The sequence below is a fragment of the Streptomyces sp. WM6372 genome (genome assembly GCF_001279655.1).
Classification (GTDB): Bacteria; Actinomycetota; Actinomycetes; order Streptomycetales; family Streptomycetaceae; genus Streptomyces.
This window is the reverse complement of record NZ_LGDB01000181.1, coordinates 59,950-84,595: the sequence shown is the minus strand read 5'-3', so window position 1 is coordinate 84,595 and position 24,646 is coordinate 59,950. Positions and strand designations below refer to the sequence as shown.

Genomic DNA, 24,646 nt, shown 5'->3' with positions numbered 1-24,646 from the left:
TCGGCGGGGGCGGGGGAGGGGGCGGGGGCGGGAGCGGGAGCCTGGGCCGGGGCGGCGCGCATCGCCCCGGCCAGGGTGCCGGACGAGCGGATCACGTCCGCGGTGAACCGGCGGCGCCCGACGCCGAGGTGGCGCAGCGCCGGGCCGTGGTCCACCGCGACCACCGCGCCCGCCCCCGCGAGCAGCCCCTGCCAGGCCAGTGTGGCGGCCCGGCGGGCCGGTGCCGGCAGGGGCGCCAGGGCCTCCCGCAGCCGTCGGCAGTGGAAGGGGACGTGGCGTTCCTCGTCCGCGAGGATCCGCCCCGCCACCTCCGCGGCCAGCGGATCCGGGGCCCCGTCCCGCACCGCCCGGTAGTACCGCAGGGCCACCGCCTCCGCCACCATCAGCACCAGCAGCTCCACCCGCAGCCCCAGCAGCCGCCGCAGCCGTACGAACACCGCGTCGCTCCAGTGCCCCGCAAGGGTCCCGGCCCCGCCGGCCGCCAGGAGCAGTGCCAGCATCCGCGCGTGGTTCTGCTCCTCCGCCACGAAGAGCCGTACGGCCCGTGCGTACTCCGCGTCCCCGGCCCGGTCCGCCTTGCCGATCAGGGCGGAGCCGTCCCCGTCCTCGCCCACCTGGAACCGCTGCAGGCTCCGTACGAGCGCCGGATCGAGGGCGGCTCCCCGCTCCCACTGCGGATCCCCGGCCGCCGCGCGCCGCTCCCGCTCGGCCTCGAAGTCGCGTACCCACGTCCCGTATCCCTCGTACCCGTTATTGATCATGTTCAAAAGCTAGCCATGTTTGAGCATGTTCAAAAGCGGGGTCGCGGGGCTGTAGCGGAACCGGGACACTCTCCGGGACGCGCAGAGCCCCCGGCCAACGGCCGGGGGCTCTGCGTGATGTGGTGCCGCGTCAGGCGGTCGCCGCCAGTGCCCGCACCAGCGCGGGCGTGACCTGTTCGATCTGCCACGGGCGGGCTCCGTAGCCCGCGAGGGCCTGCGCCACCGCCTCCGGCTCCAGCCGCTGCGGCGGCTCCCAGCACAGCCGGCGGACGGTGTCCGGGGTGATCAGGTTCTCCTGGGGCAGGTTCAGCCCCTCCGCGAGCGCCGAGACGGCGGTCCGCGCCGCCGCCAGCCGCGCCGCGGCCGCGGGGTCCTTGTCCGCCCAGGAACGCGGCGGCGGCGGACCGGCCGGGGTCGACCCCGGCTGCGGCAGCTCGTTCTCGGGCAGGGCCTTCGCCCGGTCCACGGCGGCCATCCACTGCTCCAGCTGGCGCCGGCCCATCCGCTGCCCGTACCCGGGCAGGGCCGACAGCGCGTGGACGTTCGCCGGCAGCGCGAGGGCGGCCTCGACGATCGCGGCGTCCCCCAGCACCTTGCCGGGTGACACGTCACGCCGCTGGGCGATCCGGTCTCGGGACTCCCACAGCTCCCGTACGACGGCCATCTGCCGGCGCCGGCGCACCTTGTGCATGCCGGACGTACGGCGCCACGGGTCCTTGCGCGGCGGCGCGGGCGGGGCGGCGGCGATGGCGTCGAACTCCTGCCGGGCCCATTCCAGCTTGCCCTGCCGGTCCAGTTCCTTCTCCAGCGCGTCCCGCAGGTCCACCAGCAGCTCCACGTCGAGCGCGGCGTAGCGAAGCCACGGCTCGGGGAGGGGGCGGGTGGACCAGTCGACGGCGGAGTGGCCCTTCTCCAGCGCGTAGCCGAGCACGCTCTCGACCATCGCGCCCAGTCCGACCCGGGGGAAGCCGGCGAGGCGGCCGGCCAGCTCGGTGTCGAACAGGGAGGTGGGCACCATGCCTATTTCGCGCAGGCACGGCAGGTCCTGGGTGGCGGCGTGCAGGATCCACTCGGTACCGGACAGGGCCTCGCCCAGTGCGGACAGGTCGGGGCAGCCGACCGGGTCGATCAGCGCGGATCCTGCGCCCTCGCGGCGCAGCTGCACCAGATAGGCGCGCTGGCCGTAGCGGTATCCGGAGGCGCGCTCGGCATCGACGGCCACGGGTCCGGTGCCCGCGGCGAAGGCCGCGACCACCCGGGCGAGGGCGTCCTCGTCGGCGACCACCGGAGGGATCCCCTCGCGGGGCTCGAGCAACGGAATCGGCGCCTTTTCGACGTCGTCCGGGGGGCCGCCCCCGGTGGTGGTGCGCAGGTCTGCTGCGGTCTCTTGGGCGTCGGTCACCGCTCAAGGGTATCCGTGGATACGGCGCACCCGTCGCCGGAACGTTCCGTCGACGGGCGCGGGGCAGGGGTTCGGGTGTTTCCCCGGCTTTCCCGAGAGTTTCCCCGGGGTCCGCCGGGCGGGTGTCAGTGGATGATCCCGGTCCGCAGGGCGACGGCGACCATTCCGGCGCGGTCGCCGGTGCCCAGCTTGCGGGCGATGCGGGCGAGGTGGGACTTGACGGTCAGGGCGGACAGGCCCATCGAGACGCCGATGGCCTTGTTGGACTGGCCCTCCGCGACGAGGCGCAGGACCTCTACCTCGCGGCCGGAGAGCTCGCGGTAGCCGCCCGGGTGGCTCGGGGCACCCGGGGGGCGGCGGTGCATGCGGGCGGCGGCGGCACCGATGGGGGCGGCGCCGGGCCGGGTGGGGAGCCCGATGTTGGTCCGCGTGCCGGTGACGACGTAGCCCTTCACGCCGCCCGCGAGGGCGTTGCGCACGGCGCCGATGTCGTCGGCGGCGGACAGGGCCAGGCCGTTCGGCCAGCCGGCGGCCCGCGTCTCGGAGAGCAGGGTGAGACCGGAACCGTCGGGCAGGTGTACGTCGGCCACGCAGATGTCGCGCGGGCTGCCGACGCGGGGGCGGGCCTCCGCGATGGACGACGCCTCGATCACGTCACGTACTCCGAGGGCCCACAGATGGCGGGTCACGGTGGAACGGACGCGCGGGTCGGCCACGACGACCATGGCCGTCGGCTTGTTCGGGCGGTAGGCGACCAGGCTTGCGGGCTGCTCGAGAAGAACGGACACCTAGGCCTCCTGGGGGAGTGGCGGGACGGCCGGCTCGGGGAAGGAAGCCGGTGCGAACCGTGCGGATGGTCACTGACTCCTTCGGCACGTCACCCGCCCGGCTTTAGGGAATGATCACGATTTGGTGAGTAACAATTCGGGCAATTCGGACGCACGATCGATCATCGGGTGATCAGAAGCCCACAACGGGTGCCCGGTTCCGACACCGGGCCGCCGATGCTCGATCGGCCGTTCTACGGGGCGCGGTGCATTCGGCGTCCCCCGGCGGTGCCGGGGGCTCCGGCGGTGCCGGCGCCCCGGCCGGCCCCGCGGACGGTGACCGCCCGCGTGCCGCCGTACGGGGGCGCGGCTACGGGTGGTGGGGACCGCGCCGCTGTGGCAGGGACACCACGCCCGTCCCCGAGTCCGTCGGCCCGACCGGCGGCAGCCCCGCGATCTGGCAGAGCAGCTCGCACCACGCCGACAGGTGCGCCGAGGTGTCCGGGACCCCGCCGACGCCCTCGCGCGGGGTCCACGAGGCCCTGATCTCGATCTGCGTGGCCGGCCGCCGCTCCGAGAGCCCGCCGAAGTAGTGCGAGCTCGCCATGGTCACGGTCCCGCTCGCCTCCCCGTACGCCAGGCCGCGCGCCTCCAGGGCCCCCGTCAGCCAGGACCAGCACACCTCGGGGAGGAGGGGGTCGGCGGCCATCTCGGGCTCCAGTTCGGCCCGTACGAGCGTCACCAGGCGGAAGGTCCCGTGCCAGGCGTCGTGCCCGGACGGATCGTGGAGCAGGATGAGCCGGCCGTCGGCCAGATCGTCCTCGCCGTCGACGACCGCGGCCTCCAGGGCGTAGGCGTGCGGGGCCAGGCGCTGGGGCGGTCTGGTGGGGTCGATCTCGATCCCCGGACGCAGGCGCGCCCTCTTCAAGCCGTCGACCGCGTGTCGGAACGGGAGCGGGACGGAGCTCTCCTTCGCGCTGTCCACACCGTCAGCGCCATCTGAAAATCGTCCCTGAGCCGCAGCCATGCGGGGAAGACTAGGCGGAACGAGCGTCCGTGCGGCGCAGGGACACCCGCACCGGGCCGGGCACTTCTTCATACGTGCGAAGATTTGCGGCGTGAGCGCCAATGACCGCCCCACGGGCCAGCCGAGTCAGACGTACGATTCCGCCTTCCTGAAGGCGTGCCGGCGGGAGCCGGTGCCGCACACCCCGGTGTGGTTCATGCGGCAGGCCGGGCGCTCGCTCCCCGAGTACCGCAAGGTGCGCGAGGGGACCCAGATGCTGGAGTCGTGCATGCGGCCCGACCTGGTCACGGAGATCACGCTCCAGCCGGTCCGCCGTCACAACGTCGACGCCGCGATCTTCTTCTCCGACATCGTGGTCCCGCTCAAGGCCATCGGCGTCGACCTGGACATCAAGCCGGGCATCGGCCCGGTCGTCGCCCAGCCGATCCGCCGCCGCGAGGACCTCGCACAGCTGCGCGACCTCACCCCGGAGGACGTCTCGTACGTCACCGAGGCGATCGGCATGCTCACGGGTGAACTCGGGTCCACGCCGTTGATCGGTTTCGCGGGTGCGCCTTTCACCCTCGCGAGCTACCTGGTCGAGGGCGGCCCGTCGAAGAACCACGAGCACACCAAGGCCCTGATGTACGGCGACCCGGAGCTCTGGGCCGACCTGCTGGACCGCCTCGCGGAGATCACCTCCGCCTTCCTGAAGGTCCAGATCGAGGCCGGCGCCTCCGCGGTGCAGCTCTTCGACTCCTGGGTCGGCGCGCTGGCCCCGGCGGACTACCGCCGCTCGGTGATGCCGGCGTCGGCGAAGGTCCTGGAGTCCGTCGCCTCGTACGGGGTTCCGCGCATCCACTTCGGCGTGGGCACGGGCGAGCTGCTCGGCCTGATGGGCGAGGCCGGCGCGGACGTCGTGGGCGTCGACTACCGCGTCGCGCTCGACGAGGCCGCCCGCCGGGTCGGCCCCGGCAAGGCGCTCCAGGGCAACCTGGACCCGGCGGTGCTCTTCTCCACCGAGGAGGCCGTGCGGACGAAGACGGACGAGGTCCTCGCGGCGGCCTCCGGCCTGGAGGGCCACGTCTTCAACCTGGGCCACGGCGTCCTCCCGACCACCCCCCCGGACGCCCTGACCCGCCTGGTCGACTACGTCCACACCCGGACGGCCCGCTGATCCGGGAGAGCCCCGACAAGATCGAAACGTCGGTACCGTGCCCTGCATGACATGGCACGGGCCGACGTTTCGCATATCCGACGGAGAACACATCGACGGGGCCTGGCGCCTCGTATGGCGCACGTACGAGCCGGCCGGCGAGCACCACCCCGAGCACCTCTTCGTCTACGCGGACGGCCGGATCACCATCGGCCGGTACGAGGAGACCGACCTGGCCGGGCTGGGGCGGTGGCTGGCCTCGGGGAAGATCGCCGCCACCCGGCCGGACCCGCGCGAACGGTCCGCCCCCGCCTCGACGTGGGAGTCGCGCGCCCCCGAGCCGCTGACCGCCGGGAGCTTCCTCGCGGAGGTGGCCGACGAGATCGCCCGGCTGGCCGGCCGGCCCACGGCCGCCGACCGGCTCCGGGAAGCCGAACGCGGCTACCAGCGGGAGGCGACCGAGGCCAACCGGCTCCTGCTGCGGGAGGCCTACCTCGCCGTCCCCGCGCACCTGCGCGTCTGCGTGCTGGGCGACATGGACCGCCAGGACCGGCCTCTGCGCGTCCTCACGACGGACATCGGCCAGGCCGTGGACGGGGACGGGCCGGTGGTGACGGAGGAGATGCACCAGAGCGCCCGCGACCACCTCGCCGCACAGGACGAGGCCCTCGCGCAGGCCGAGGAGTCGCGGGCCGTCCGGTACGCGGACGAACCGACCGGCGCTCCGCAGCCTCCGCTCGTCCTGCTCGAAGTCGTGCATCCCAACGGCAGGCCCGCCGAACTCGGGGACTTCGTCCTGCGCAACGACTACGAATCCCCCGTCGCGTACCGGGGCGCGACCTACCCCACCGTGCTCCACGGGTACTGGGCCCTCTCCGCGGCAGAACCCGCAGACCACGACCGGATCCGCGCCTGCGCGACGGCCCGTGAGGCGCAGGACACGGGCGGACGTGCGGCGCGGCGTGCGGACTGGCCGGCCCTGCGGCTGGCGGTCATGGCCGGGCTCGTGCGGGCCAAGTTCGAGCAGCACCCCCGGCTCGCGGAGGTCCTGCTCGCCACGGGGGAGACGGGCATCCGCTACACCGGCATCTCCGAGGCGCCCTTCTGGCGTGCGGAGGACCCCCGGGGCGGCCGCGACTGGATGGGCCGCCTGCTGGAGCTGGTCCGGGCAGAGTTGCGCGCCGCGGCCGCCCGGCCGGACCCGGCCGCCCCGGCCGGGGGTCAGGCGGTGGCCGCCCGGACCGCCGAGACGGCCTTGCGCGCGGCCACCAGGACGGGGTCCCAGACCGGGGAGAAGGGCGGGGCGTAGCCCAGGTCCAGGGAGACGATCTGGTCCACCGTCATACCGGCCGTCAGGGCCACCGCCGCGATGTCCACCCGCTTCGCGGAGCCCGCTCCGCCGACGATCTGGACCCCCAGGAGCCGGCCCGTGCGGAGTTCCGCGAGCATCTTCACCGTCATGTCCGCGGCCGTCGGGTAGTAACCCGCCGTCGTCGTCGAGTTGATCGTCGCCGTCACGAAGCGCAGCCCCGCCGCCAGGGCGTCGCGCTCGCGCAGGCCCGTACGGGCGATCTCCAGGTCGCAGACCTTGCTCACCGCCGTGCCGACCACCCCCGGGAAGGTGGCGTAGCCGCCGCCCACGCCCGAACCGATCACCTGGCCGTGCTTGTTGGCGTGCGTGCCCAGCGGGATGTGCCGCATGCGCCCCGCCACCAGGTCCAGGACCTCCACGCAGTCGCCGCCCGACCAGATGTTCTCGTGGCCCCGGACCCGCATCGACAGGTCCGTCAGGATGCCGCCCGACTCGCCGAGCGGCAGCCCCGCCGCGCGGGCCAGCGCCGTACGGGGCTCCACGCCGATGCCGAGCACGACCACGTCCGCCGGGTACTCGTCCCCCGCCGCCGTGGTCACCGCGCGGACCGCGCCCTGGTCGTCCGTGAGGATCTTCGTGACCTCCGCGCCGGACACCGTCCGGATCCCCATCCGGTTCATCGCGGCGTGCACCAGGGCGCCCATGTCCGGGTCCAGCGTGGCCATCGGCTGCGCTCCGCGGTGCAGGACGGTGACCTCGTACCCGCGCGCGACCAGCGCCTCCGCCATCTCCACGCCGATGTAGCCGGCGCCGACGACGACCGCCCTGCGGCCCTCCGTGCCCCCGGTCCGTTCCAGTCCCTCGGTGAGTTCCAGAGAGGCCATCAGGCGCTGACCGTCGTCCAGGGTCTGGACGCCGTGCACCCCGTGCGCGCCGATCCCGGGCAGCCGGGGCCGGACGGGCCGGGCGCCCGTGGCCAGGACGAGCTTGTCGTAGCCCGTCCAGGCCTCGGACCCGGAATCCAGATCGCGGGTACGGACCCGGCCGCCGGCGAGGTCGAGCTCCACCACCTCCGTGCGCATGCGCAGGTCGATGTCCCGGGCGCGGTGCTCCTCGGGCGTACGGGCGATCAGGTCGTCCCGGCCGGGGACCTGGCCGCCGATCCAGTACGGGATCCCGCACGCGGAGTACGAGGTGAAGTGCCCGCGTTCGAAGGCCGTGATCTCCAGCTCCGCCGGGCCCTTGAGCCGCCGGGCCTGTGACGCGGCGGACATCCCCGCCGCGTCCCCGCCGACCACCACCAGTCGTTCCGTCGCCATCGTCCGCCCCGTTCTCCGTACCCCGCGCGTACCGCAGTCTCGTGGGGACCACGCTACGGGCGGAACGTGCGTTCAGTCGGAGGCCTCCGTCGTTTCCGTCGAGTCGGCCGGCCGCGCCGCCGGGATCCTCGCCGGTGTCAGACCCGTCTTCGGCTTCGCCGGGCGCAGCCGCCGGTACGCGCGCAGGCACAGCAGCACCAGCGCGGCCGTCACCGCGAACGGCGCCACCGCGGCGACCGCCAGAGCCAGGTAGCGCACGATCGTCGTGAAGACGTCCCAACCGCCGCGCAGGGCGTCCGTGAAGGAGGGCTTCTCGTCCTTCTTCTCCGCCGCCTTCGGAGCCGGTTCCGAGACCTCCATCGTGATCGTGCCCATCGAGGTCTGGTCCTTCAGCGCCGTCTGCTGCGCGAGCAGCGACTCCAGGTCCGACTGGCGCTTGCTCAGCTCGCTCTCCAGCATCACCACGTCACCGAGCGCCGTGGCCCTGTCCATCATGTCCCGCACGCGGGCCACGCTCGCCTGCTGCGATCTGACCCGGCTGTCGACGTCCGCGACCTTCTCCGTCACGTCCTGCGCCTCGACCTTGCGGCTGCGCAGTGTGCCGCTGCCCTCCATGGCGCCGAGCACGGCGTCGAAGCGGTCGCCGGGCACGCGCAGGGTCAGCGTCGAGGTCATCCGGCCGTCCTCGCCGCGTTTGGTCGACTCGTTGCCGACGTACCCGCCCGCACCCTCCGCCGCCGTACGGGCCGCCGCCAGGGCCTTCTGCGCGTCCGCCGTCTCCAATGCGAGCGTGGCGGTACGGATGACGTTCGGGCGTACGGCGGCCGGCTGCTGCCCGTTCTTGGCCGCATCGGATCCGGCGTTCCCGGCGGCCGCAGGGGGAGCCGCCGCCCCCGGCTTGCCCTGGGCCGCTCCCTCCGGGGCGCGGACCGCGGCCTTGTCGGCCGAGGCCGGGCCCGCCGTGTCCTGGCCGCCCGCGCCGCACCCGGTGAGGGCGAGCGCCCCGGCCAGGGACAGGCCGGCCAGAACGGCCGCGCCGCGGTGTCGTACAGCGGTGCCTCTGCTGCTGCGGATGGTGCGCATCGGTGGAACCCCCCGAGGATCGGCTGATGTCGCCTCCGTGGCGTACGCCGGTGTGACGTACAGGGTCCCGCCGCGGGTTTCGCCCCGGCGGTCCCGGGCCGGTCCCGATGCGGTCACGGTCCGGCCTCGGTGATCGTCCGCCGCACGGTCTGAGACGATATATCCATGCACGAAGCGGACATGCGTACGGACGACACGGCGGCCGGGGTCCCGCCCCGCCACGCCGTCGTCATCGGCGGCGGCATCGCCGGCCTCGCCGCGGCCCACCGGCTGCTCGCCGACGGCCTGCGCGTCACGCTCCTGGAGGCCGGGCCGCGCCTCGGCGGCAAGCTGCTCGCCGGCGAACTCGCGGGCGCTCCCGTCGACCTCGGCGCCGAATCCGTGCTCGCCCGCCGCCCCGAGGCCCTGGAGCTGGCCCGGGCCGTGGGTCTCGCCGAGGCCCTCCAGCCGCCCGCCACGGCCACCGCCCACCTGTGGACCCGCGGGGCGCTGCGGCCCATGCCGCGCGGCCACGTCATGGGCGTCCCCGGCGACCTGGCCCCGCTCGCCGCCTCCGGGGTGCTCTCCGCCGAGGGCCTGGCCCGCATCGAAGCCGAACGCGAACTGCCGCCCGCCGAGATCGGCGAGGACGTCGCCGTCGGCGCGTACGTGGCCGCCCGCCTCGGCCACGAGGTCGTCGACCGCCTGGTGGAGCCCCTCCTCGGCGGGGTCTACGCCGGCAACGCCTACCGCATCTCCATGCGCGCCGCGGTCCCGCAGCTCTTCGAGGCCGCCCGTGCGCACGCCTCGCTGGGCGAGGGCGTACGCGAACTCCAGCAGCGGGCGGCCGCACAGCAGCCCCAGCAGGCGGGGCGCCCCGTCTTCGCCGGCATCGACGGCGGCATCGGACGGCTCCCGCAGGCCGTGGCCGCGGCCTGCCGGGCGGCCGGGGCGCGGATCAGCACCGGTACCCCGGTGCGCGAGCTCCTGCGGACGGCCGGAGGCTGGAAGGTCGTCACCGACGCGGAGACGGTCGACGCCGACGCCGTGGTCCTGGCCGTCCCGGCCGGGCCCGCCGCCCGGCTGCTGGACGGGCTCGCGCCGGCCGCGGCCGCCGAGCTGCGGACCGTCGAGTACGCCTCCATGGCCCTGGTGACGATGGCCTTCCGGCGCTCCGAGCTGCCCGCCGCGATCACCGGGGGCGGCGCCAGCGGATTCCTCGTACCGCCCGTCGACGGGCGGACCATCAAGGCCTCCACCTTCTCCAGCAACAAGTGGGCCTGGGCCGGCGCCGATCCCGGGCTCTTCCTGCTGCGCACCTCGGTCGGCCGGTACGGCGACGAGGGCGATCTGGGGCGCGAGGACTCCGAGCTCGTCGACGTCTCGCTGCGCGACCTCGGCGAGGCCGTGGGCCTCGCGGCCCGGCCGGTCGCCTCCACCGTCACCCGCTGGGACGGCGGCCTGCCGCAGTACCCGGTCGGCCACCTCGCCCGCGTGGACCGGATCCGCACCGCCGTCGCGGCCCTGCCCGGCCTCGCCGTGTGCGGCGCGCTGTACGACGGCGTGGGCATCCCGGCGTGCATCGCGAGCGCCGGCAGGGCCGCCGACGTGGTGAAGGCCACGTTCGCCGCGTAGGGCACCCCTGGCACAGACCACTGATCAGCACACGGGACAATGGACACATGACTGCACCAGAGAAGATTCCCAACGCGGGGAAGAAGGCGAAGGACCTCAACGAGGTCATCCGCTACACCCTGTGGTCCGTCTTCAAGCTGAAGGACGTCCTGCCCGAGGACCGCACCGGCTACGCCGACGAGGTCCAGGAGCTGTTCGACCAGCTGGCCGCCAAGGACATCACCGTCCGCGGCACCTATGACGTCTCCGGCCTGCGCGCCGACGCCGACGTCATGATCTGGTGGCACGCCGAGACCTCGGACGAGCTGCAGACCGCGTACAACCTGTTCCGCCGCACCAAGCTCGGCCGCGCGCTGGAGCCGGTGTGGTCGAACATGGCCCTGCACCGTCCGGCCGAGTTCAACAAGTCGCACATCCCGGCCTTCCTGGCCGACGAGGTCGCGCGCGACTACGTCAGCGTCTACCCCTTCGTGCGCTCGTACGACTGGTACCTGCTGCCCGACGAGGACCGCCGCCGCATGCTCGCGGACCACGGCAAGATGGCCCGCGGCTACCCTGACGTCCGGGCCAACACCGTCGCGTCCTTCTCGCTGGGCGACTACGAGTGGATGCTGGCCTTCGAGGCCGACGAGCTGTACCGCATCGTCGACCTCATGCGTCACCTGCGCGCCTCCGAGGCCCGTATGCACGTCCGTGAAGAAGTCCCCTTCTACACCGGACGCCGCAAGTCCGTCGCCGATCTGGTGGCCGGGCTCGCCTGATACCTCCCCTGGGGGGAAGGAACCGGAAGACTGCTCTCTTGACTGGGGAGCGTGCTCCGGTGGATCGGGAGGCTGGTCCGGATGACGGCCTGACCCCCGAAACGACGCAGCCGGAGACCCCGCCCGGAAGTTCAGACGACTGGCGGCAGCAGAGCCCTGGGTACCTTCCCGGGGCCTCGTGCTGCCCGGTCGTCCAGCGACACCGGTGCGGGCTCCGGATGCGGCGCACACGTGACACGCCACCCTGAGGTGTCACCCGTAAGCAAGTAGCGCTCCACGTGACGGTCCACGCAGTCATTGCGTCCGCCGACCACTCCGTGGGCGCCGGCCCCCTCCTCCGTGACCAGCGCGGCCTCGGCGCCGAGCCGCCGTTGCAGCTCCAGCGCGCCCGGGTACGGGGTGGCCCCGTCCCGCTCCGCCGCCACGATCAGCGTGCGGGGGAGCGCGGCCCGCCGCGTGCCGGCCGGGACCGGCCGCTCGCCCACCGCCACCGGCTGCTGCCGCCCGTGGACCGGCCAGTACGCGCACGGCAGGTTCAGGAAGGCGTTGGCCCAGGTCTCGAAGGGCGCCCGGCGGGCCAGTTCCGTGTTGTCGCGGTCCCAGGTCTCCCACTCCGCGGGCCAGGCGGCGTCGTTGCACAGCACCGCCGTGTACACCGCCCGCGCGTTCTCGCGCGCGGCCGCCGACTCCGGCTCCGGGCCGGCCTGTTCGGCCAGCGGGCCGGGATCGCCGGCCAGGAAGGCGCTGAGCGCGGCCGCCCGCTCCGGCCAGACGTCGTCGTAGTACGCCGCCTGGAGGAAGGCGGCCTGGAGCTCGCCGGTCCCGACCGCCCCGCCCGCCGGGGTGCGCGCCACCGCGTCCCGTACGCGCTCGTAGCTCGCCCGCACCGCCTCCGGGGTGGCGCCGAGCCGGTACGTGGCGTGGTGCCGGGCGGCCCAGGCACGGAAGTCGTACCAGCGCTTCTCGAACCCCGGGGCCTGGTCGAGGTTGTTGACGTACCAGATGCGGCGCGGGTCGGGATCGACCGCGGAGTCGAGGACCATCCGGCGGACGTGACCGGGGTGGAGGGTGGCGTAGACGGCGCCCAGGTAGGTGCCGTACGAGGCGCCGAGGAAGGTCAGCTTCTCCTCGCCGAGCGCGGCGCGCAGCACGTGCAGGTCGCGGACGTTGTCGAGGGTCGTGTAGTACGGGAGGGCCGCGCCGGCCCGCTGCGCGCAGCCGCGGGCGTAGGCCCGGGCGGCGGCGACGCGCTGCCGTTTGTACGCGGCGGAGGGCTCCGCCGGGACCTGGGTCGGGCCCTTCGCGCGGCCGGCGGGATCCTCGCAGGACAGCGGGGCGGAGCGGCCGACTCCGCGCGGGGCGTAGCCGACGAGGTCGTAGGCGGCGCCGATGCGCTCCCACTCGGGGAGCCCGGAGACGAGCGGGAAGAACATCCCGGAGGCTCCGGGGCCGCCGGGGTTGTGGACGAGGGCGCCCTGGCGCGCCGCCCCGCCGCGCCGGGTCGCCGCGACCCGGCTGACGGTGAGCGGGATCAGGGGCCCGTCGGGCCGCGCGTAATCGAGCGGAACCCGCAGGGTCGCGCACCGCACGGGCGGGGGCAGCTCCTCGACGGCCGGACAGTCCCGGAAGGCGAGCCCACCGGTGCCCCGCGCCGCCGCGGCGGCGCGGGTCGCGACGAGTTCCGCGCCCGCGTTCGCGGCGGCTTCCCTTTCCGCGCGGGCGGCGCGGCCGGTGAGGTCCGGACCGGGGGCGGTGGCGTGGGCGCGGGGGGTCGGGATGCACAGGGTGAGGGAGAGGACCGCCGCGGCGACTGCGCAGCGGGCGAGCGGAGTCCGCATCATGGGCCGCCTTCATCTCTTCGGATGAAGTGATCAGATGCTCCTGGTGGGGTGCTTGTACAGGACCGCTGCCCGGTGTCGGGCCCAATCCCCCCGTTGCCTAGGCCAATGCCGCCCGGAGGGCGGGGTCCGTCAGGACGCGGACGCCGCGCAGCGCCACCGCGGCGAGGGCGTCCCCCTCGCCGCGCTCCCGGTCCAGCGCGACGAGCAGCCGCTGCCCGGCCGGGGAGGCCCACGCGGAGTACGGGTACGTCTCGAAGCGGGCGATGGCCAGGCACCCCAGCGTGAGCAGCAGCGGCAGTGCGAACCAGCACAGGATCACGGCCGCCGTGGCCCCGTCGGCCGGAACACACAGCGCGGCCGCCGCCAGCGCGGCCACCAGGGCGGCGGCCCGCCGCACGGCCCGGACCCCGCCGGCCACAGCGCTGCGGGCGGCGGCCGGCAGTGCGAGCCCCGCCGCGCCGAGCCGGTCCGCGAGGGCCCGTACGGCCTCGTCCCGGGCCGCGGCGCTCCGTACGACGGCCACCGGGGCCTGCCCGTCCGGCCCGAACGCGCCGAGCACGGACCGCTCGTGCGGGTCCCGCCCGACCGGGTCGACGACGGTCGCCCAGCCGGTGTGGGCCAGCAGCAGCCGGCGCCCGCGCTGCATGGAGAGCAGCGTGAGTTCGGCGACCCGCCGGGGGCCGCCGGCGAGGTAGGCGGCCTCGTACAGGTTCAGTTCGTCAGGGCTGCGGCCGGCGCCCGCACTGCCCTCGGGCGGTGCGGGCGCCGCCACCGTGGCCACGGCGGCGGCCCTCAGCAGGAGGGTGCACGACGCCAGCACCCCTGCCCAGGCCGTCAGGAGGAGCAGGACCCAGAACATGGCTGATTCCCACGAGGTGTAGAAGTGCCCGGTCAGGAACTGCTGCTGCCGCAGCTCGAACCGGACGAACTGCTGCAACTCGAACTGCTGCTGGAGCAACTGGAACCACTGGAGCAACTGGAACCACTGGAGCCGCTGGAACAACTCGAACCACTGGAGCAGCCGGAACCGCCCCCGGAGCAACTGGAACCGCTGTTTCCGCAGCTGCCGGAGGAGGAGCCGCCGTCACTGCTCGCGCACCATACGACGGGCAGGACCTCCGCGGAAGACCCGCAGTAGACACCCGAGGACGAGGAAGAGGAAGAGGACGACGAGGCGGACGACGGGGCACCGCGTCGCGCGCCGCGTGCCTGGGCCGCCGCCAGCCGGGTACCGCGCACGGCCGGTACCAACTGCCCCCGCAGGTACGGGTCCCGCAGCCCCCGCAGCCCGTACAGGGCCGTCTGCACGTGCGGGGTCTGGTCGTTCATGTAGTGCGTGCGGATCTCGCGCAGCGCGGCCCGCCCCGCCGGGGTGAGCCGCTGCCGGGCCCGGGCGGCGAGGACGCATCCCATGACGATCCCGCCCAGCAGCGCCGGGAGCACCTTGAAGACGAACGGCACCTGCGCGCCGGGCTGGAGCGCCAGCGCGACGAACGTGAGCGGCAGCGAGACCACCACCCACACCGCGCACACCACGACCTGGGCCAGCCCCCAGCGCCGCCACCGCCGCCCGGAGCCGGGCACGGCGAGCAGCCCCCGGGCGGCGAGCGCATCGCCCGTCTCCTGGACGGCGGGGTCGAGCATGGCGGCGTAGCGCACCTGGTAGAGCCAGCCGGACGGCGCCTGCCGCAGGGCTTCGAACACGGCCCGCTCGGCGATGTCGCCGGCCCGCGCCCCGGTCCGCAGGGCCACGATCCCCGGACCGCCGGCCACGAGCCGGCCGTCGCCGAGGAGCGAGACGAGCGCGCTGTCCACGACCGCGCCGGGGCCGCCGGCCATGAACGCGGCCTCGGACAGGTCGTGCAGGCGCGGCGCCGGGCGAACCGGCCGCGGCCGGGAGTGCCGTACGCCGAGGAACAGCAGGAGGGTGGAGACGATGACGGCGACCCAGATCGCGACAGCGAGAACGTTCATGCCGCACGCCCCACGAGCGTCCGGGCCCAGCGCACGATCCGGCGCGGCGGCCGTGCCCCGACCCGGTCCTGCCACCAGGAGGTGAGCCGGCGCCGGGCGGCGGGGTCGGCGGGCAGGTCCCGGATCAGCAGGTGCTCGGCGAAGTCGAGGGCGTCCCTGCGGTACCCGGCGGTCATGGGCCGGTTGCGGGCGTACGCGAGGAAGGCCTCGCGGTACGGGTCCTCACCGCCCAGGATCCCGGGCAGCTCGGGCGCCAGCCTCGCCACGACCCCGGCCCGCTTGGCGGCCAGTGCCCGCGACTGCACCCGTACGCGCTGCCGGTCGAACCCCTCGGGCACGGGCGTCCCCGCCACGAGCGCCGACAACAGCGCGGCCTGCTCCACCCCGACGCCCGTCCGGGCCCGCTGGTCCGGCTCCGCGGGCGGGCGGGGCGCCGGGGGGAGGGGCCGGGCAACGCAGGAGAGGCGGGTGGGGGACCGCTCCGCGGGGCCCACCACCTCCCGGATGGCGGCGAGTTCCCCGGCCAGCTCCGCCTCGGCCGGGAACTCGTCGTCGCGCTCCAGCAGCACGCCGGGAGGGGAGACCCGCTTGCGCAGCTCCGCGAGGATGTCCAGCACCACCGGCGGCACCGGATGCGCATGCGTGTCGTGCCACACCCCGTCCCGTTCCACGCCCCCGGCGACGTGCACGTACGCCAGTGCCTCCAGCGGGATCGCGTCCAGCACGGCGAACGGGTCCTCGCCCCGGTTCACCCGGTTCGTGTGCAGGTTGGCGACGTCGATCAGCAGCCGCACCCCCGTCCGCTCCACCAGCTCCGTCAGGAACTGCGCCTCCGTCAGCTCCTCCCCGGGCCACGAGATCAGCGCGGCGATGTTCTCCAGGGCCAGCGGCACCGGCAGCGCGTCCTGCGCGATCCGGACGTTCTCGCACAGCACGTCCAGCGCGTCCCGCGTCCGCTGCACCGGCAGCAGGTGCCCCGCCTCCAGCGCCGGCGAGGCCGTCCGTACGAAGGCGATGTGCTCGGTGACGAGCGGCGCCCCCAGCGCGAGGGCCCGCTCCCCGAGGGCGGCCAGCTGCGCGGCGTCGGGCCGGCCGGCGCCGCCGAGGCCCAGCGAGACCCCGTGCGGTACGACGCGCACCCCGCGCTCGCGCAGCCGCAGCAGCGGGGCGGGCAGGTGGCCGGGGCAGATGTTCTCGGCCACCACCTCGACCCAGTCCAGGCCCGGCAGCCGCTCCACCGCGTCAGCGATCTCCGGCCGCCATCCGATGCCCACCCCCAGGTGCGCCATGGTCTTCATGTCCCCTCGCCCCCTCTCATCGGTCGTGTGCCGATGTGATGGCCCCGACGGAGTCGGGCCAATCGCGGAGAGGGACGTTCAGAGCAACATTTGAGGTTCCCGGTCGGCGCCTCCGGCCGGGCGGGTCAGGGGCAAACGCCCCCGGCGAGCCGGGCCCGGAGCGCCGGGTGGTCGGAGACCACCGTCGCCGAACCGGGCGCGATCTCCGTGAATCCGGCGTCCCGGACCACCGGCAGTCCGCTCCCGCTCAGCTCGGCCCACCGCTCGCGCGCGGCCGTCCGTACGGCCAGCCGGAAACCGGAATCCCGCCAGGCGGTGCGCTCCGGGCCGGTCAGCTCCCACCAGGCCAGTTGCGCGGCGTGGCCGGCCTGGGCCATCGCCTTGCCGGCGGACATCTCCAGGTCCGGGTTGAGCCACAGCACCGGAATGCCGGGCGCGGCCGCGGCGACCGGCTCCGGGTCGTCCAGGTCGGTCCCCGAGACCTGGAGCTTCGCGAGCTCCTTGGGCCAGCCGTCCAACGGCACCGGCGGGAAGACCCGTACCTCCGCCATGTCACCGTGCACGGTGACACCGGGCAGGGTCCCGGCCTTGCGCCACTCCGCCCCGCGCGCCCGCCGCACCACCTTCCGGATCCGCGCGTCCTGCCAGTCCCGGACCGCCTCGGCCCACTCGCCCTCGCCCCGCGCCCGTTCGTCGGTCAGCAGGACCAGCACGGCCCGGGCAGCCGTCTCCAGCGCGTCCGTCCGGGCGGGCGGTTCGGTCTTCTCGATCCGCACGACCAGCGGCAGCACGAACTGCGGCGCCTCGTCGCGCGCGATGCGCTCCTGCCGGAACGGGCTGTCCGCCCCGACCGCAGGTACCTCTGAAGTGTGGTTCTCGTGCTGGCTGCTCATCCCGCCAAGGATGCCAGGCTCCGCCTTCAGGATGATGCCGAGGGGGCCCGGGCCGGGCGAGGATCGAGGTCATGAAGAGCGACCTTTTCGCGTCCGAGAACCTGGCCCAGCCGGCCACCGCTCCGGGCATGACCCTGCAGAACGCCAAGTCCGTGAAGTACACCGTCAACGGTGAAATGCTCGCCCGTCAGGGCTCGATGGTCGCCTTCCGGGGGAACCTCCAGTTCGAGCGCAAGGGCCAGGGCATAGGCGGCATGCTCAAGCGCGCCGTCACCGGCGAGGGGCTCGCCCTGATGTCCGTACGCGGGCAGGGCGAGGCCTGGTTCGCGCACCAGGCCGGCAACTGCTTCATCGTCGACTTCGAGCCGGGCGACTCGCTGACCGTCAACGGCCGCAACGTGCTCTGCTTCGACCCGACGCTCTCCTACGAGATAAAGATGCTGAAGGGCGCCGGCATGACCGGTGGCGGCCTCTTCAACAGCCTCTTCACCGGCACCGGCAAGCTGGCCCTGGTCTGCGACGGCCACCCGATCATCATCCCGGTCACCGCACAGAACCCGGTGTACGTGGACACCGACGCGGTCGTCGGCTGGAGCGCCCAGCTGGAGACGGGCCTGCACCGGTCCCAGTCGGTCGGCTCGATGATCCGCGGCGGCTCCGGCGAGGCCGTGCAGCTGATGCTGCGCGGCGAGGGCTTCGTCATCGTCCGCCCCAGCGAGGTCACCGAGACGGCGGCGGCCCACTGAAACTCGACCGCGTGGGCCGCCGCTACGGAGTGCGGCGGCCCTGGGTGCTGCGCGGGGTCGACTTGGACCTGCCGCCCGGTGCGCTCGTCCGCGTCGAAGGCCGCAACGGCGGCGGCAAGTCCACCCTGCTGCGGATCGTCGCGGGGATCGACACCCCGTCCGAGGGGCGGATCACCGGGCGCCCGCGCCGGACGTCCTACGTGCCCGAGCGCTTCCCGGCGGCGCTGCCGCTCACCGCGACGGCCTACCTGACCCACATGGGCCGGGTCCACGGACTGCGGCGCGCGCAGGCCGCGGACCGGGCGGGCCACTGGCTGGAGCGGTTCGGCGCGGCCGCGTACGCGCGCACCCCGCTGGCCGAACTCTCCAAGGGCAGCAGCCAGAAGGTGGCCGTCGCCCAGGCGCTGCTCGCCGAGCCCGGGCTGCTCGTCCTCGACGAGGCCTGGACCGGGCTCGACACCGCCGCCCGCGCCGAGCTGGACCGGGCCGTCGCCGAGCGGACCGCCGCCGGGGGCACCGTGGTCTTCGTCGACCACGACCCGGCGCGGCTCGCCGGTGCGGCCGACGCGCACCACCGGGTCGAGGGGACCGCGCTGGTCCCCGTACGGGAGCCCGCCGACGCGGGGGCGTACGTACGGATCGAGGCCGCCGGGCCACCGGGCGCCGAGCCGCCCCCGGGGCTGGCCGCCGCGCCCGCGCCCGGCGGGGGCCTGCTGCTGACGGTGCCCGCCGCCCGCTCCGACGCGGTGCTGCGCGAACTGCTCACCGCGCCCGCGCCCTGGCACATCCGCGCCGTGGAGGAACTGCCGTGACCGGCCTGCTGCGTTACCAGAGCGCGCTGCTGCTGCGCTCCCAGCGCTGGATCGCCCCGCTCCTCCTGTACGCGGCCTTCCTGGCCGCCGGGGTGCGGCCGGGCGACCCGCTGCTGGACTCACTGGGCTTCGCGGCCGCCGGGCTGGTCCCGATCACGGCCTGGCTGGTCCGGGTCTGCGTGACCAACGAGCCCGACGCCGCCCGCGACTGCGCGGCCGCTGCGGCCGGTCCCGTACGGGTGCACGCGGCGGCCCTGCTCACCGCGCTGGCCGGGGCGCTGCTCGCCGGGGCCGCGGGCACGGCGGCCGTACTGCTGATCGCCGACTCCGGCCGGGCCGAACACGTGGCACCGGAGACCGCCGCCGCGGCCGGGGTGCTGGCGGCCCTCGCGTGTGCGCTGACCGGCGCGGCCGTGGGGGCGCTGTGCAGCCGGCCGCTGCTGCGTTCGACGGGGGTCGCGGTGCTGGCGGGCGGCCTGGGCTCCCTGCTGGCCTGGGGCGCGGCCGGCTCCCCGGCGCGCAGCGCGGTGACCGCGCTGGTGGAGGGTTCCCGGGCGCAGGCCGTGGCCCTTCCGGTGGCGGCCTTCGCGGGGGCGCTGGTGCTGGCCTGCGGGGCCGGCGCCGTGGCCTGCCTCGTCAGCGCGCGGCGGGGCTGAGTACGCTCGCGGGCATGGACGAAGTGGACGCGCCGGCCGGAACCGAGTCGTACTGCGCCGCCCCGGCGGCTCCCGTGGGGCCGGTGGCCGGGCCGCCGTACGCGGACTGCGTGGAGTGCGGCAAGCCCACCGAGTACGGGGTCGCGACCCCGGGCCGGGTGCTGTGTCCGGTGTGCGAGTGGCAGGACGCGCAGCGCTCGGCCTGCTCCGGCTGAGGCCGCGCGCCCCCGCCTACTTCCCGATGAGCTCGGAGACCTTCACGAAGCGGTAGCCGCGCCCCCGCAGCCCCGGGACGATCTTCCGGATGGCCTCCTCGGTGACGGGGGCCGCGCTGCGCGTGCAGTGCATGACCACCACCGAGCCGGGCTTCACCCCGCTGAGGACCTGCTCGGCGACCGCGTCCGGGTCCTTCGCGAAGGCGTCCCCGCTGACCACGTCCCACTGGACGGCCGTGACCTTGGCCGTGGAGATGGCCCGCAGTGCCTCGTCGTCGTAGCAGCCGCCGGGGAAGCGGAAGTACGGGACCGTGTTGACGGCGCCGGCCGTACGGAAGGCGGCGAAGGCCCGGTCCACATCGGCCCGGGCGGCGGCCGCGTCGAGTGCGGGGAGCCCGTAGCAGGGCGACGTGAAGGCGTGGTGGCTGTACGAGTGGTTCGCGATCTCGAAGTTCGGGTCGGTGCCGATGGCCTTGGCCTGGTCCGGGTACTCCTCGGCCCAGCGGCCGGTCATGAAGATCGTCGAGGGCACCTTGAGCGTGCGCAGCGTCGCGATGAGCTGGGGGTTGTCGAAGTGCTCTCCTCCCGCGGCGCGCGGCCCCTGGTCGGAGGTCATGTCGGCGTCGAAGGTCAGCGCGACGGTCTTGTCGGTCTGCTGCTTCGCCCGCTCGAAGACCGGCGTCAGGCCGTTCGGGCCGGGCGCCAGGGTCGGGGCCTTGGCGGGCGGCGGGGCGGCGGCCGGGGAGGAGCCGGCCGCCTGCGGCGCGGCGGCCGAGGCGCCGGAGGACGGCGGGGCGGAGGCGCCGGGGGTGCCCATACGGGCGGCCTGGTGGCCGGAACCGGAGCCGGACGCGGAGGTGCCGCCGCCGCCTCCGCATCCGGCGAGAGCGGTGCAGAGGGCGGCACTGAGGGCGGCCGCGACCGCCACATTGCGCACAGAAAGGGTCACGGACGCAAAATATATGACCATCTGCCAAGCAGACCGCAGCGGCGCGGAGGCAGGCATACGAATCGCCCGCCCGTGTGACGGGCATCAGGTCCGCAGCAGCCGGGCGCGGCTCTCCTCCACGTCGAAACCTGCCGCGGGATAGCGCGGATCCAGTTCCTCCAGATGCTCCAGCAGCAGCGTGCTGATCGCCCAGTTGCGGTACCACTTCCGGTCCGCGGGGACGACGTACCAGGGCGCGGCGTCGATCGAGCAGCGCTGCAGGGCCAGCTCGTACGCGTGCTGGTACTCGGGCCACAGGCCGCGCTCGTCGATGTCGACCGGGCTGAACTTCCAGTGCTTGTCGGGGTTGTCGAGCCGCTCCAGCAGCCGCTCGCGCTGCTCCTCGTAGCTGATGTGGAGGAAGACCTTCACCAGGGTGACGCCGTCGTCCGCGAGGGACTGCTCGAAGCGGTTGATCTGCGCGTAGCGGCGGTTCATGTGACTGCGCGACACCAGCTCGCGCACCCGTGCGATGAGGACGTCCTCGTAGTGCGAGCGGTCGAAGATGCCGATCTCACCCGGCACGGGGAGGGCCTTCCTGATGCGCCACAGGAAGGGGTGTTCCTGCTCCTCCCGCGTGGGCGCCTTGAACGACCTGATCCGGCAGCCGGAGGGGTTGAACAGGCCGATCACGTGCTTCACCGTGCCGCCCTTGCCACTGGTGTCCATGCCCTGGAGGACGAGCAGGACGCGGCGGCGCCCGCCCGCGGTGCTCGCCGCGAACAGCCGTTCCTGGAGGGAGGCGAGCGGCTCGGCCAGCGCGGCGGTGGCGGCGAGGCCCGCCGCCTTGCCGGCGGGGCCGCCGGGGGTCGCGGCGGGGTCGAAGGTGCCGAGGTCGAGGCGCTCACCGGCCGGGGCGCGCAGCAGCGGGCGCAGGGGGACGTCCTTCTTCTTGCCGTTCTTGTTCTTCTTGTCGTTCCTGTCGTTCCTGTTCTTCCTGCTCTCCTTGGCCACCGCCGCCACCTACCCCGATCCGGTCGATTCCCTCCGATCCTCCATCACATCGGACGGGGTCGCGAGGGCACGGCGGCCGGGTCAGTGCCAGGGGCCCGTCACGGCGAAGGTGGTCCCCGGGGTATAGGCGTTGACGTACATCGTCCGCCCGTCGGGGGAGAAGGTGACCCCGGCGAACTCGCCCCACTCCGGGGCCCCGGGCCGGCCGATGTCGTCGGCGTTGCGGGCCATCGGGTAGACCTCGCCGCCGGGCGTGACGCCGAAGACGTACTGGGCCCCGCCGCCGTCCTCGCACACCATCAGGCCGCCGTCCGGGGCCGGGCAGATGTTGTCGGGGGAGTCCCCGGGCAGCTGGATGTCGGTGGCCGGGCCGAAGAGCACGTCCAGGCGGATCGTGGAGCGCCGCGGGTCGTGGAACCAGACCTGGCCGTGGTGGTCGGCGGGCGCGCCTTCGACGCGGCGGGCGTAGCTGGAGACGAAGTGGACGCCGCCGTCGCCCCAGTAGCAGCCCTCCAGCTTCTGCGCGTGGGTGATCCCGCCCGGCCCGAAGTCCTGGAACCGGATGGGGGTCCCGGCCGCCGAGGGGTCCGGTACGGGAACCCACTCGACCGGGAACTCGGCGCCGGGCTCGTCCACGAGGGAGAGGTCGGCGAGGCCCGGGACGCGCATGGCGTGGAGGGTGCCCCCGGCGCGCAGGGAGCCGGGGCCGGCGAGGGGGCGGGCGGGCAGGAACCGGTAGAAGAGCCCGAAGGGCTCGACGAACGCGTCCTCGGTCTCGTAGACGGTCCCGCGGTACGGGTCGACGGCGACGGCCTCGTGCGCGAAGCGGCCCATGGCGGTGAGCGGGACGGCGCCGCAGCGGTGCGGGTCGGCGGGGTCGACCTCGAAGACGTAGCCGTGGTCCTCGGTGTACCCGGAGGTCCCGGCGCGGTCCTCGGTCTCCTCGCAGCTGAGCCAGGTGTTCCAGGGGGTGCGGCCGCCCGCGCAGTTGACGGCGGTGCCGGCGAGGGCGACGCGCTCGGCGGTGACGCCGCCGCCGGGGTCGAGGTCGAGGAGGGTGCAGCCGCCGAGCGCCTGGGGGTCGTACGTGAGGCCGTCGACGGCGGGGACGCGGAGGGCGGCGGTGGTGCGGTTCTCGTGGTTGCGGACGAGGCGGACACGGCCGGAGCCCGCGTCGAAGGCGGCCATGCCGTCGCAGTTGGCCGGTACGGGGCCCTCGCCGGAGCGCAGGGGGTCGCCGGCGCGGGAGAGCACGCGGTAGCGGAAGCCGGCGGGGAGGTCGAGCAGCCCGTGGGGGTCGGGGACCAGGGGGCCGTACCCCCGGCGGGGCAGCGGGACGGCGGGGGAGCTGCCGGCGAAGAGGGAGCCGAGCGCTCCGCTGAACGCGATGCCGGCGAGCAGGGTGCGGCGGGTGACGGACATCGGCGGCTCCCGGGGCGAGGGGGGTGACGGGCCCGTGGTACCACGGGCCTGCGCCCCCCTGCCCCGGACGCGCCGGGGCGGACGAACCCTTAGATCAGCTCCGCGCTCAGGGTGATCGTCGTACCCGTCAGGGCCTGGCTGACCGGGCAGTTCTTCTTCGCGTCCTCGGCGGCGGCGGCGAAGCCCTCCGCGTCCAGGCCGGGGACCTCCGCGCGGACCGTCAGGTGGATGCCGGTGATGCCCTCGCCCGGCTGGAAGGTCACGTCGGCCTTGGTCTCCACCCGGGTGGGCGGGGTGCCGGCGCCGTCCAGGCCGTGCGAGAGGGCCATCGAGTAGCAGCTGGAGTGCGCGGCGGCGATCAGCTCTTCCGGGCTGGTCTTGCCGTTCGCGGCCTCGGCGCGCGAGGGCCAGGAGACGTCGAACGAACCCTGACCCGAGGAGTCGAGGGTGACGACGCCGGCACCCTTGAGCAGGTTGCCTTCCCAGTTGGTGTGCGCGGTACGCGTGGTGGCCATCGTGGATCCCTTCGGAGGAAGTGGGGAACTGCCGGACCGCCCCGTTGACGGGTCGGCCGGCGTCCCCAAACCTACTGGGACACCAGGGGTTTCGCGTCGCGTGCCAGTGCGGTGAGCCTTGAGATGGCCCGGAAGTACTTCTTGCGGTAGCCGCCGTTCAGCATCTCTTCACTGAAGAGCTTGTCGAAGGGGACCCCGGACGCCAGGACCGGTATCTCCCGGTCGTACAGCCGGTCCGCCAGGACCACGAGCCGCAGCGCCGTCGACTGGTCCGGGACCGGGCCGACGCCGGTCAGGCAGACCGCCGCTATGCCGTCCGTGAGGGCGCCGTACCGGCTGGGGTGGACCTTGGCCAGGTGCTCCAGCAGCCCCGGGAAGTCGTCCAGGCTCGCGCCCTCGGTCGCGTACGCGGCCTTCGTGACCTGCTCCTCCGAGAACGGCGCCGGCGCCTCCGGCAGGCCGCGGTGGCGGTAGTCCTGGCCGTCGATGCGCAGCGGGCGGAAGTGCGCCGAGAGCCCCTGGATCTCCCGCAGGAAGTCCGCGGCGGCGAACCGGCCCTCGCCGAGCTTGCCGGGCAGGGTGTTGGAGGTGGCGGCCAGCGCCACGCCCTGCTCGACCAGCCGGCTCAGCAGCGAGGAGACGAGCACCGTGTCGCCCGGGTCGTCCAGTTCGAACTCGTCGATGCACAGGAGGCGGTGGCCGCCCAGGGTCTGGACCGTCTGCTGGAAGCCCAGCGCGCCGACCAGGTTGGTCAGCTCCACGAAGGTGCCGAAGGCCTTGAGCGCGGGCTCGGCCGGGGTGGCGTGCCAGAGGGAGGCCAGCAGGTGCGTCTTGCCGACGCCGTAGCCGCCGTCGAGGTAGACCCCGCGCGGGGCGGTGGACACCGGGGCCTTCTTCGCGAACCAGCGGCGCTTGCCCCCGCCGCTCGCGTGGGATCCGCCCAGCCCGGCGGCGAAGCCGCTGAGCACGGTGACGGCCTCGGACTGGCTCGGCTGACCGGGGTCCGGGTTGTACGTGTCGAAGCGCACCGAGTCGAATCGCGGCGGCGGCACCATCTCGGCCACCAGCCGTTCGGCGGGCACCCGCGGCTCGCGGGCGCACAGGGCCTGCGGGCCGGCGTCGGCCGGGCCGGCTATCGGGGGTCGCCCGTA

Annotated in this window: 24 protein-coding genes; 8 read left to right on the top strand and 16 right to left on the bottom strand. The window is 74.4% G+C overall.

Annotated elements, in window-relative coordinates:
• The 4 genes from ADK52_RS17250 to ADK52_RS17235 all read right to left on the bottom strand — a co-directional run.
• A partial coding sequence (locus ADK52_RS17250; protein WP_053690696.1) for a ferritin-like domain-containing protein occupies window positions 1–761 on the bottom strand: 761 nt, incomplete at its 3' end.
• 130 nt (window positions 762–891) lie between these two features.
• Complete coding sequence (locus ADK52_RS17245; RefSeq protein WP_053690695.1) at window positions 892–2,163, bottom strand: HRDC domain-containing protein; 1,272 nt, start codon at window positions 2,161–2,163, stop codon at window positions 892–894.
• Window positions 2,164–2,288: 125 nt separating this feature from the next.
• Complete coding sequence (locus ADK52_RS17240; protein ID WP_007267191.1) at window positions 2,289–2,951, bottom strand: helix-turn-helix transcriptional regulator; 663 nt, start codon at window positions 2,949–2,951, stop codon at window positions 2,289–2,291.
• A 349-nt stretch (window positions 2,952–3,300) separates the two neighbouring features.
• Window positions 3,301–3,957 (bottom strand): DUF3000 domain-containing protein, encoded by a 657-nt coding sequence (locus tag ADK52_RS17235; protein WP_053690694.1) that lies wholly within the window; start codon window positions 3,955–3,957, stop codon window positions 3,301–3,303.
• Window positions 3,958–4,048: 91 nt separating this feature from the next.
• On the opposite strand from ADK52_RS17235, the gene hemE reads away from it, so the two are divergent.
• Both hemE and ADK52_RS40135 read left to right on the top strand, forming a co-directional pair.
• Window positions 4,049–5,113, top strand: coding sequence for a uroporphyrinogen decarboxylase (gene hemE / locus ADK52_RS17230; RefSeq protein ID WP_053690693.1), 1,065 nt, complete (start codon window positions 4,049–4,051; stop codon window positions 5,111–5,113).
• A gap of 46 nt (window positions 5,114–5,159) precedes the next feature.
• Complete coding sequence (locus ADK52_RS40135) at window positions 5,160–6,401, top strand: NADAR family protein (protein ID WP_078988390.1); 1,242 nt, start codon at window positions 5,160–5,162, stop codon at window positions 6,399–6,401.
• On the opposite strand, the gene ADK52_RS17220 is transcribed toward ADK52_RS40135, so the two are convergent.
• Complete coding sequence (locus ADK52_RS17220; protein WP_053690691.1) at window positions 6,314–7,723, bottom strand: FAD-dependent oxidoreductase; 1,410 nt, start codon at window positions 7,721–7,723, stop codon at window positions 6,314–6,316. The genes ADK52_RS40135 and ADK52_RS17220 overlap by 88 nt on opposite strands.
• A gap of 72 nt (window positions 7,724–7,795) precedes the next feature.
• The gene (locus tag ADK52_RS17215; protein WP_053690690.1) at window positions 7,796–8,806 is read right to left on the bottom strand and encodes a DUF4349 domain-containing protein; all 1,011 of its coding nucleotides are present in this window, start codon (window positions 8,804–8,806) and stop codon (window positions 7,796–7,798) included.
• Window positions 8,807–8,971: 165 nt separating this feature from the next.
• Here ADK52_RS17215 and hemG point away from each other — a divergent pair, with 165 nt between their 5' ends.
• Complete coding sequence (gene hemG, locus ADK52_RS17210) at window positions 8,972–10,420, top strand: protoporphyrinogen oxidase (protein WP_053690689.1); 1,449 nt, start codon at window positions 8,972–8,974, stop codon at window positions 10,418–10,420.
• A gap of 47 nt (window positions 10,421–10,467) precedes the next feature.
• Window positions 10,468–11,181 carry a hydrogen peroxide-dependent heme synthase gene (gene hemQ, locus ADK52_RS17205; protein WP_030154553.1) on the top strand — a complete coding sequence of 238 codons (714 nt, stop codon included), beginning with the start codon at window positions 10,468–10,470 and terminating at the stop codon, window positions 11,179–11,181.
• Between the two features lie 131 nt (window positions 11,182–11,312).
• Here hemQ and ADK52_RS17200 read toward each other — a convergent pair whose 3' ends face one another.
• The 5 genes from ADK52_RS17200 to ADK52_RS17180 all read right to left on the bottom strand — a co-directional run bounded on the left by ADK52_RS17200 (window position 11,313) and on the right by ADK52_RS17180 (window position 17,187).
• Window positions 11,313–13,019 carry an alpha/beta fold hydrolase gene (locus ADK52_RS17200; protein ID WP_053690709.1) on the bottom strand — a complete coding sequence of 569 codons (1,707 nt, stop codon included), beginning with the start codon at window positions 13,017–13,019 and terminating at the stop codon, window positions 11,313–11,315.
• 100 nt (window positions 13,020–13,119) lie between these two features.
• Window positions 13,120–13,881 carry a TIGR04222 domain-containing membrane protein gene (locus tag ADK52_RS17195; RefSeq protein WP_053690708.1) on the bottom strand — a complete coding sequence of 254 codons (762 nt, stop codon included), beginning with the start codon at window positions 13,879–13,881 and terminating at the stop codon, window positions 13,120–13,122.
• Between the two features lie 32 nt (window positions 13,882–13,913).
• Entirely contained in the window at window positions 13,914–14,996 is a 1,083-nt protein-coding gene (locus tag ADK52_RS17190; RefSeq protein ID WP_053690688.1) for a TIGR04222 domain-containing membrane protein, read from the bottom strand.
• Window positions 14,993–16,294 carry a DUF692 domain-containing protein gene (locus ADK52_RS17185; RefSeq protein WP_053690687.1) on the bottom strand — a complete coding sequence of 434 codons (1,302 nt, stop codon included), beginning with the start codon at window positions 16,292–16,294 and terminating at the stop codon, window positions 14,993–14,995. The genes ADK52_RS17190 and ADK52_RS17185 overlap by 4 nt, the downstream gene beginning before the upstream one ends.
• A gap of 125 nt (window positions 16,295–16,419) precedes the next feature.
• A complete protein-coding gene (locus ADK52_RS17180) occupies window positions 16,420–17,187 on the bottom strand; it encodes an aminoacyl-tRNA hydrolase (protein WP_053690686.1) in 768 nt (255 codons plus the stop codon).
• 71 nt (window positions 17,188–17,258) lie between these two features.
• Between ADK52_RS17180 and ADK52_RS17175 the strand changes: the two genes are divergently transcribed.
• Genes ADK52_RS17175 through ADK52_RS17160 form a run of 4 tightly spaced genes read left to right on the top strand, consistent with a single transcriptional unit; the run spans window position 17,259 to window position 19,616 of the window.
• Window positions 17,259–17,933 carry an AIM24 family protein gene (locus ADK52_RS17175; RefSeq protein WP_053690685.1) on the top strand — a complete coding sequence of 225 codons (675 nt, stop codon included), beginning with the start codon at window positions 17,259–17,261 and terminating at the stop codon, window positions 17,931–17,933.
• Complete coding sequence (locus ADK52_RS17170) at window positions 17,930–18,745, top strand: ABC transporter ATP-binding protein (protein ID WP_053690684.1); 816 nt, start codon at window positions 17,930–17,932, stop codon at window positions 18,743–18,745. Before ADK52_RS17175 ends, ADK52_RS17170 begins: the two co-directional genes overlap by 4 nt.
• Window positions 18,742–19,401, top strand: a complete 660-nt coding sequence (locus ADK52_RS17165) for a hypothetical protein (protein ID WP_053690683.1) — start codon at window positions 18,742–18,744, stop codon at window positions 19,399–19,401. The genes ADK52_RS17170 and ADK52_RS17165 overlap by 4 nt, the downstream gene beginning before the upstream one ends.
• A gap of 14 nt (window positions 19,402–19,415) precedes the next feature.
• Window positions 19,416–19,616, top strand: coding sequence for a hypothetical protein (locus ADK52_RS17160; protein ID WP_053690682.1), 201 nt, complete (start codon window positions 19,416–19,418; stop codon window positions 19,614–19,616).
• 16 nt (window positions 19,617–19,632) lie between these two features.
• Here the strand turns inward: ADK52_RS17160 and ADK52_RS17155 are convergent, their stop codons facing one another.
• From ADK52_RS17155 to zapE, 5 genes are all read right to left on the bottom strand, one after another.
• Window positions 19,633–20,565, bottom strand: a complete 933-nt coding sequence (locus ADK52_RS17155) for a polysaccharide deacetylase family protein (protein ID WP_234343909.1) — start codon at window positions 20,563–20,565, stop codon at window positions 19,633–19,635.
• 84 nt (window positions 20,566–20,649) lie between these two features.
• Entirely contained in the window at window positions 20,650–21,558 is a 909-nt protein-coding gene (locus ADK52_RS17150) for a PPK2 family polyphosphate kinase (protein WP_053690706.1), read from the bottom strand.
• Between the two features lie 81 nt (window positions 21,559–21,639).
• Window positions 21,640–22,980: an alkaline phosphatase PhoX gene (locus ADK52_RS17145; RefSeq protein ID WP_053690681.1), complete on the bottom strand. Its 1,341-nt coding sequence runs from the start codon at window positions 22,978–22,980 to the stop codon at window positions 21,640–21,642.
• Window positions 22,981–23,069: 89 nt separating this feature from the next.
• Entirely contained in the window at window positions 23,070–23,495 is a 426-nt protein-coding gene (locus ADK52_RS17140) for an OsmC family protein (RefSeq protein WP_030863232.1), read from the bottom strand.
• 71 nt (window positions 23,496–23,566) lie between these two features.
• A complete protein-coding gene (gene zapE, locus ADK52_RS17135; protein ID WP_182508829.1) occupies window positions 23,567–24,631 on the bottom strand; it encodes a cell division protein ZapE in 1,065 nt (354 codons plus the stop codon).
• Window positions 24,632–24,646: the final 15 nt, after the last annotated feature.

Coding starts and splice junctions, on each gene's coding strand:
- ADK52_RS17235 (WP_053690694.1), bottom strand. CDS start 3,957: ATGGCTGCGGCTCAGGGACGATTTTCAGATGGCGCTGACGGTGTGGAC.
- ADK52_RS40135 (WP_078988390.1), top strand. CDS start 5,160: ATGACATGGCACGGGCCGACGTTTCGCATATCCGACGGAGAACACATC.
- ADK52_RS17220 (WP_053690691.1), bottom strand. CDS start 7,723: ATGGCGACGGAACGACTGGTGGTGGTCGGCGGGGACGCGGCGGGGATG.
- ADK52_RS17215 (WP_053690690.1), bottom strand. CDS start 8,806: ATGCGCACCATCCGCAGCAGCAGAGGCACCGCTGTACGACACCGCGGC.
- hemG (WP_053690689.1), top strand. CDS start 8,972: ATGCACGAAGCGGACATGCGTACGGACGACACGGCGGCCGGGGTCCCG.
- hemQ (WP_030154553.1), top strand. CDS start 10,468: ATGACTGCACCAGAGAAGATTCCCAACGCGGGGAAGAAGGCGAAGGAC.
- ADK52_RS17200 (WP_053690709.1), bottom strand. CDS start 13,019: ATGCGGACTCCGCTCGCCCGCTGCGCAGTCGCCGCGGCGGTCCTCTCC.
- ADK52_RS17195 (WP_053690708.1), bottom strand. CDS start 13,881: ATGTTCTGGGTCCTGCTCCTCCTGACGGCCTGGGCAGGGGTGCTGGCG.
- ADK52_RS17190 (WP_053690688.1), bottom strand. CDS start 14,996: ATGAACGTTCTCGCTGTCGCGATCTGGGTCGCCGTCATCGTCTCCACC.
- ADK52_RS17185 (WP_053690687.1), bottom strand. CDS start 16,294: ATGAAGACCATGGCGCACCTGGGGGTGGGCATCGGATGGCGGCCGGAG.
- ADK52_RS17180 (WP_053690686.1), bottom strand. CDS start 17,187: ATGAGCAGCCAGCACGAGAACCACACTTCAGAGGTACCTGCGGTCGGG.
- ADK52_RS17175 (WP_053690685.1), top strand. CDS start 17,259: ATGAAGAGCGACCTTTTCGCGTCCGAGAACCTGGCCCAGCCGGCCACC.
- ADK52_RS17160 (WP_053690682.1), top strand. CDS start 19,416: ATGGACGAAGTGGACGCGCCGGCCGGAACCGAGTCGTACTGCGCCGCC.
- ADK52_RS17145 (WP_053690681.1), bottom strand. CDS start 22,980: ATGTCCGTCACCCGCCGCACCCTGCTCGCCGGCATCGCGTTCAGCGGA.
- ADK52_RS17140 (WP_030863232.1), bottom strand. CDS start 23,495: ATGGCCACCACGCGTACCGCGCACACCAACTGGGAAGGCAACCTGCTC.